8 protein-coding genes are annotated in these 7,570 nt (G+C 33.7%); all 8 read right to left on the minus strand.

The annotated features are described in order from the left end of the window. A partial coding sequence (locus ABF281_RS06700; protein ID WP_347180911.1) for an LptF/LptG family permease occupies window positions 1-819 on the minus strand: 819 nt, incomplete at its 3' end. Between the two features lie 2 nt (window positions 820-821). Beyond that, a complete protein-coding gene (gene tgt / locus ABF281_RS06705) occupies window positions 822-1,952 on the minus strand; it encodes a tRNA guanosine(34) transglycosylase Tgt (protein WP_347180912.1) in 1,131 nt (376 codons plus the stop codon). A 235-nt stretch (window positions 1,953-2,187) separates the two neighbouring features. After that, window positions 2,188-3,048, minus strand: coding sequence for a hypothetical protein (locus tag ABF281_RS06710; RefSeq protein WP_347180913.1), 861 nt, complete (start codon window positions 3,046-3,048; stop codon window positions 2,188-2,190). A 4-nt stretch (window positions 3,049-3,052) separates the two neighbouring features. Beyond that, window positions 3,053-3,754: a hypothetical protein gene (locus ABF281_RS06715; protein ID WP_347180914.1), complete on the minus strand. Its 702-nt coding sequence runs from the start codon at window positions 3,752-3,754 to the stop codon at window positions 3,053-3,055. 108 nt (window positions 3,755-3,862) lie between these two features. Next, window positions 3,863-4,810: a bile acid:sodium symporter family protein gene (locus tag ABF281_RS06720; RefSeq protein ID WP_347180915.1), complete on the minus strand. Its 948-nt coding sequence runs from the start codon at window positions 4,808-4,810 to the stop codon at window positions 3,863-3,865. A 595-nt stretch (window positions 4,811-5,405) separates the two neighbouring features. Beyond that, on the minus strand, window positions 5,406-6,008 hold the full coding sequence (locus ABF281_RS06725; protein WP_347180916.1) for an alpha-ketoglutarate-dependent dioxygenase AlkB: 603 nt from the start codon (window positions 6,006-6,008) through the stop codon (window positions 5,406-5,408). A gap of 147 nt (window positions 6,009-6,155) precedes the next feature. Next, window positions 6,156-6,485 carry a T9SS type A sorting domain-containing protein gene (locus ABF281_RS06730; RefSeq protein ID WP_347180917.1) on the minus strand — a complete coding sequence of 110 codons (330 nt, stop codon included), beginning with the start codon at window positions 6,483-6,485 and terminating at the stop codon, window positions 6,156-6,158. Between the two features lie 156 nt (window positions 6,486-6,641). Further along, a partial coding sequence (locus tag ABF281_RS06735) for a CotH kinase family protein (protein WP_347180918.1) occupies window positions 6,642-7,570 on the minus strand: 929 nt, incomplete at its 5' end.

Consider the following 7,570-nt stretch of genomic DNA (forward strand, 5'->3'; position numbering starts at 1 on the left):
ATAATACGCATTTAAATTTTTAATTCCTCTTCGTTCAGATTTTTCAATAAAATCTATCAGCTTGTCTGAGGTTAAATCCATTGATTTAGAACCTGAAATCAGTAAATCATCTGGAGTAAAATCTAATGTCATGAGTGTGTCTATTCCATTGGTTATAGAATCCCTATCCGCATACACAAAACGTTCTCTAAACTTTGAGAGCTTAAAGGTTCCTTTCTCCTCATTCCAAGTGACATTTTCAGCAACAATTCTGTAGGCTATTTTTGTGTCCTCAAATTCAGTGTAAGAAAAATTATAACCCTTATTATTCAACACACTAAAATTTTTCATAAAAATTTTTGCACTATCATTTAACTGCAAATTAAAATTCTTTACAAATGATCTGTTTCCTTTTTTAGACAAAATATAGGTTGCTTCAAATTCATTTCTAACTTCATTTCCATTGGGAACAACAAAATGATTCATTCCTAAAGCAAGTACTGCTAGAATAGTTGCCCCAATAAAATAGGGTCTCAAAAAACGAGTAAAAGAAATATTAGCACTACTGATAGCGATGACTTCAGTATTGTTTGCTAACTTAGACGTAAACATGATACAGGCTATAAATGTAGCTAAGGGCAAGAAAGTGTTTCCGTAATACAAGATAAAATTCAGATAATATTCTTTAATGATCTGCAGAAATGTCAAATCATCATGTCTTAAAAACTTGTCTACCTTTTCTGACACGTCAATCACAACCGCAATGGGTATCAAAATAAAAAGGGTAAAAAATACCGACTTTAAATATCTGAACAGTATGTATTTATCTAAAATTCTCAAGTTTACAGTCTATTGTCCATTTGCTTTACCATCTTGTCTTTCCATTCTCTAAAATCTCCTGTCACAATGTGTTTTCTGGCTTCTCTTACCAACCAAAGATAAAATCCTAAATTGTGTATGGTTGCAATTTGTTTTCCCAGAAATTCGTTAGAGACGAATAAGTGACGCAAATAGGCTTTTGAATACTCTGTATCTACCCAAGTAATGCCAGCGGGATCCACTGGTGAGAAATCATCTTCCCATTTCTTATTTTTGATATTGATGTGTCCCTGGGAAGTAAACAACATTCCGTTACGTGCATTACGTGTCGGCATCACACAGTCAAACATATCCACACCCAAAGCGATGTTTTCGAGGATATTAATAGGTGTTCCTACCCCCATTAAATATCTAGGTTTGTCCTCTGGTAAAATACTACAAACCACATCGGTCATAGCATACATTTCATCTGCGGGCTCTCCTACAGACAATCCTCCAATAGCGTTTCCTTCCGCTCCTGCATTTGCAATATACTCTGCCGATTGTTTTCTCAAATCTGTATAGGTACTTCCTTGTACAATTGGAAAAAAGGTCTGGGCATAATCATAAGTATAGGGTGTCTTTTCTAAATGATTGATACATCTATTTAGCCATCTATGGGTCATGTGCATCGATCGTTTTGCGTAGTTATAATCACAAGGATAAGGAGTACATTCATCAAAAGCCATGATTATATCTGCTCCAATTTTTCGTTGGATTTCCATAACATTTTCTGGTGAAAAGAAATGATATGAACCATCAATATGACTCTTAAATTTAACTCCTTCTTCTTTAATTTTTCTACGACCCGATAAAGAATAAACCTGATAACCTCCCGAATCTGTTAAAATAGGACGATCCCAATTCATAAATTTATGTAATCCTCCAGCAGCCTCGATAATATCTGTTTTTGGTCTTAAATACAAATGGTAAGTATTCCCTAATATAATATCGGGGTTGATCTCTTCCTTTAACTCACGTTGATGCACACCTTTGACGGTACCCATGGTTCCCACAGGCATAAATATTGGGGTTTGAATCACACCGTGATCGGTCGTTACTTCTCCTGCTCTCGCTTTACTTTGGGGATCTAGTGCTTCTATCTTAAATTTCATAACGACAAAAATAACACTTTGTTAGGAACAAGCGTTAAAGAAAAGTAAAATAACCATCGTAACGAACAAATTTGAGATGCTCATCAAAGAAAAACAATCTCATAGAGGCAAATAATTACGAAATGACACAAATCAAAAAAAAAAACTAAAGTCGTTATGCAGTGCCAAGCAATTATCTATACAATGAACAAGAATCTTACAAATTGGTATCCTCATTAAAACAGTACAAGCACCATTACTTCAGATCCAAAAAAACACCTAGACTACAGGAAGGATTTGCGTAGATGATACGTCCCGAAATGGCGTTTGCCCAGGTTAGAGATACTCCTATGTTGTGAACTATATCATAAGCCACTTCGGTTCCAATGCTTACATACTCAACATTATTTGCAAAAATACTTCCTTGTGCATTTTGAACAGATAACGTGCCATTACTAAAAGATTTGACGATGTTTAGCCTACCGACACCCCATAATTTACGCCAAAACTTTACACCAGTTTCTACTCCTAAATGAAATTCGTCAGAAAAACCTTGAGTCCTATTGTTAAATCCAACATAGGCTTTTGTGTAAGAAGGTTCAGAATACAATTGATAAGAAGTTCCAATATCTAACTGAAAAAGTTGATTAAATTCTCCATCTCCTGTCTGATAACTTCCATCACTACCTGCATTATCTCTTCCTGTTGGTAACCCCATCTTTAAAGTAGTAGAGACCGCTAAATACTTCTTTTTGAACAAAGAATATCGAAGACCCAAATCTACATCACCAATAGCATTAAAAGCCTGTCCCTCTTGCAAAACATTCCCCTTTGTTTTAGAGACCTGTGTGTTTTGGTAAATTCTTGTAAACAAGGGAAAATACAACAATACATCTATTTTATTGGTAACTCCATATTCGCCATACAAACTAAACGTGAAATTACCTCTTGTTGCATTTGAATCAATAGCTCCTGAACTGGTATAATGCTTGTCGGCTACCAGGGTCCATGCTGTTATTTTATAATATCCATTACCTTTTTCTTTTACCCATTGGGCGTAGTTGATTTGAAAAGTAAGCACCAAACTGATTGTTAATAAAAACTGCAAATACTTCATGAAATTATTTATCTATTATTAAAGCTTGGCCCACTAAAATAGAATAAGGCCTACACCACTGAACCAAATATGAATAATCATTCAACCCTAGATCATCAATACTGTAAATGAAACTGCCTTTGTAGTGAGCTCCGTCTTCATCATCATAAGCATCTATTTGTAGAGCGTTTGCTAGTGAATTTGGATTGTTTGTTAAAAACAAAGCAAAACCAGGTAAGCTCTGATCTGCTACATAATTACTAGCCAAATGGATTTGTATACCTGATGATGTTTTTTTAACTTCAAAATCCCCGGCAGAGGCATAAGAAGATACTTTAGCAAATGTTCCTACTTTTGTGAGTTCAGGTAAAACAAGAACTTCTTCTTTCTCAGGTAAAACGGCTACATGATATTGATCTGATAGCACTTCTGACATGCCTGATGTTTTGGCAATAACAGTGGCAATACCCTCTGAAGCTGCGGTCAGAGAAGTAGTAATGGTATCTATGGATATCACAATAGAATCTGAACTCTCCCATAAAACCCTCTTATCTTCTTTTTCTCCTACTCTGTTGAAGTAAGAAGCTTCTAATTTGACAACATCTCCAACCCTTAATTGATGGAGATTACTTACAATTCTTAACTGTTCTGGGACACTGTCATTTACAATATCTTCTCCGATACATGAAGATAGGGCTAGGAACAGTAGCATCATTATTTTGTTCATCGACTTTGGCTTTAAAGACTAGAGTTTTTGTCGAAAACATGTTGTTAACATTACAAATTATTCACAACATCCTTGAGGGAATCGTAATGACTAAAAAAATATAACTTTTTAGGGGGTACTCTTTCTGATTTTACTCGCTAAAGAAGATATAATAAAGAGTTGAGTAATGTGATAAAGCATCACAGGAAGCAAATATAAACTTGCATGCACACTACTTTTAAAAATAATATCAATCATTGCTGAACCGTGAACCAAAGATTTTTTTGTACCGCAAAAAGTTACAGTTATACGGTCTGCCAAAGAAAGATGAAACCTTAGAGCAATAAAATATAGGAATCCTATGACCATCCAAAACAGACAAAGCACAACAGCAAAGAGACAGAATAACTGAAACCAACTCACTGTATCGAATATTTTGGACAGCATAGAAGTACAAAAACTTGAATAGACAATAAGGAGGATGATCATCTTATCAAAAGCAGCAAACTTTTGACTATTCTTTTTTACAACAAAACCATATTTGGCATTTAGCAATAAACCCAAAACTAATGGTAATAAAATCTGAAAAAATAATTTTAAAAAAACACCTCCAAGTGAAAGCTCTCCAGGTTGGCTCACAAAAAGACCAATCCAAATAGGAGTTAAAAAAGTCCCTATCAGACCAGAGACACTAGCATTAAAAATTGCACAAGGCACATTTCCTCTGGCTAGAGAGACTAAAACTACTGAGGAAGAGACTGTAGAAGGGAGCGCTGCCAAAAAAAACAATCCTATCCAGAAATTTTCACCGACAAATCTTATCAAAATGGGTTTAAAAAGCAATACAACCAATGGAAACAATAAAAAAGTACTAAGCTGAATGATGATATGCAATTGATATCTTTTTAATCCCCGAACAACCTCATCAAATGATAATTTTAATCCGTAGAAGAAGAAAATCAATCCAACTCCTACAGTTGTCAATTGCTTTATATGTAATAATTCAGCACCACCTGGAGCTAAGAACGCGAGGATTATTGACAAAATTAATGAAAAGATAAACCTATCTATATTCATGTTTTACTTTCTTTAACTGAAGTCTGTATTTAATTATGCACAGCAATCATAAAGGATCTAACCAAACAAAACGTTGAAACAAGCAAATTACCTTGTTTTTTTCGATTTACACCTACAAATCTACTGATAAAAAACAATACACTTTACCCAAGAGAACTCATAAAACGAATGGACATTCTTAAAACAATAAAAACAAAGGTCATTTAGCTTCTAATTTGTTTTTATTTCGATGGTAAAAACACCCTAAACTTAAAGACTTAAAACTATAGCAAGATAAAGGTATCATCAAATGATGTTTTTAGTTCTCTATCATCGGTAGTATAAACAATGCCTACGGGTTTATTTAGGGCAATATACAGGATCTTATTTTGAGGCTTTACAATGTCTCTACCCTCTAATTTTACAAGTCATTCTTACCTTTTCTATTTCCTAATTGAGTGGGTTTCCCATTAGGGGTAACTCTCCCTTCATTGATGAATTTTTAAGCCTCACTTCTAGAGCATATTCCTGAAGAGCTGATGTATTTATTTAAATTTACAGTCGCTTGTTTGTTAGAATCCAAATGAAAAAAAAATTGATAAAAATAAGTATACAATTATAATTCTATCGTTCTAAAAGTTAAATTAATACGAGGTGCATTTACTTTTTTGGTAGGTGGTAATCTATGTAACCAATTTTTCTGAGTTCCTTCTTTCATCACCAATAAACTGCCATTTTCTAAAACAACATCTATTCTTTGTTTGTTTTCTTTATGCTTAAAAGAGAATTTTCTAGCTGCGCCTAGAGATACGGAAGCAATGGCTCCTTCTTTTTTCAGCATTTTCTCACCATCGGAATGATATCCCATTCCTTCTTCTCCAGAATGATATAAATTTAACAAACATGAATTATAGGTTTCTCCACTTTCTTTTTCTACAATAGCTTTTAATGCTAACAACTCTTTGGTAAAGATACTTGCTTGCTTTGTTACTTTAGAATAAGTATATGAATATGCTGATTCTCCATACCAAGCAACTTTTCGTTTGGTAATTATTTTTTTACCAAATATAATTGCTTCGTCAGGTTTAAACTGAATGGTTTCCATAAAGATTTTATAATAAAAGTCAGATTGATTTTTATTTAAAATTTTTCCGTGGTAGTGAGTAACCCCATCATAAGGAAGAATGTTTTTGATCTTGTCAGAAGTAAATAAATCCATGTGTAAAAATAATAAACAATCGGGTTGCTTTTAACAATTTAGTGGCTGATTTTAGCTATCAGTGCTAGTTGATAAATCATCTGTTCTTATAATGTTGCTATTTGATAAGTTTTAAGTGGGGAAAAGTCAAGGCTTTAAAAAATTAGATCAATACTTTATAAATTTTAAAAGAGTAGTGTCTGAGTCTTTGTTTATTTTTATAAAATACATTCCTCTCTTTAGTTTATGTACATCTACTTTATAAGTATCAGTATCACAAGAAACTTCTTGCCCAGTAAGTGTAAACACCTGAACTTCAAATTGACCCGACACCCCAGATATATACAATTCATCTCGAACGGGATTTGGATAAATTTTCACCTCAGTTGTAACGTATTCGTTAAAAGAAAGTCTGGACTTATTTTTAGCATTTGGGCTACCATTAGGATTGGTGCAACTCCAACTTTCTGGTAAAGCATTGTCTAAATTTGGGGTCATTAATTCTAAGGTATTCCCTGTTTGATCTGCACAATCTGACCAAGGTAATTCATTGGTATAGCTTACTTCATCTTGAAGAACATTGTCTTTATTAAACAGCCTTACAGTATCAGAGGTTCCAAATCCAAAACCAATTTCTCCAATGTAGTTTGTTATTTATGGATAGACAGAAGTAAAATTTGAAGCATCCTTGACAAATACTAAATACCCATCTCCTTCAATGGAAGTACCTTTGGGAATGGTAAAAATATTTTGATCATTGTTATCTTTTATTTGCCAATTTGAGATGTCCAAAGGAACTGCATTCGGATTGTACAACTCCACCCAATCATCAGCATTAAAATCACTACTTGATTTATAATTAATTTCATTGATCACCAGGGGTTTCTCGGTAATAGAGATGACAAAATTTGGAATTACTTGAAAAGAGTCATTTAAGTCAATGTTTATCGTTGCTTGATTAGAATAAAGATCTCCAGTCCAATGAGAAAACTCGAAACCTACCTCAGGAATTGCTGTTAACTGTATAGGAACCGTTTGAAAATACTCTCCGGTCCATATCGATTCTTGAATTTTTAAATTTTCATTCACTGCCACAAATCCTTTAGAAATAGCAGGATTTTTGATGGTTATTGAATGGATATTGGGTAAATTAAATGTAGATTTGAGATGATTTTTTACAATTTCCGGCCGATTGCTAGCAAACGTTTTCATTAGATTGATATAGTACCCCACCCATCCTTCTATATTGGTAATATTATTACCAAAATTAACAAGAGAGGGGTCGGATTTCCAACGAGAATAATGAGCATTTATTTCAGGTTGAATCGAATTGTATATCTGATCGATATGTGAAATCACATTTGAAGATAAAAATCGAGTGTTTAGTTCATCTGCGTATCGGTTTATAAAAGTGTTTCTAAATCCAATATTTGTAGTCAATCTTCTAAACAAAAGGGTAGACCAAGGTGGGTTGGGCCAACCTGGCCCGTTGGGATTCAATGCAAAACTAAGGGTATCGTCATTAAAATTATTTGTATTAAAAAAGGGTCCAAAGCCAAAATCTGTATCATACATAATCCAAC

It is taken from the genome of Wenyingzhuangia sp. (assembly GCF_039768515.1).
Classification (GTDB): domain Bacteria; phylum Bacteroidota; class Bacteroidia; order Flavobacteriales; family Flavobacteriaceae; genus Wenyingzhuangia.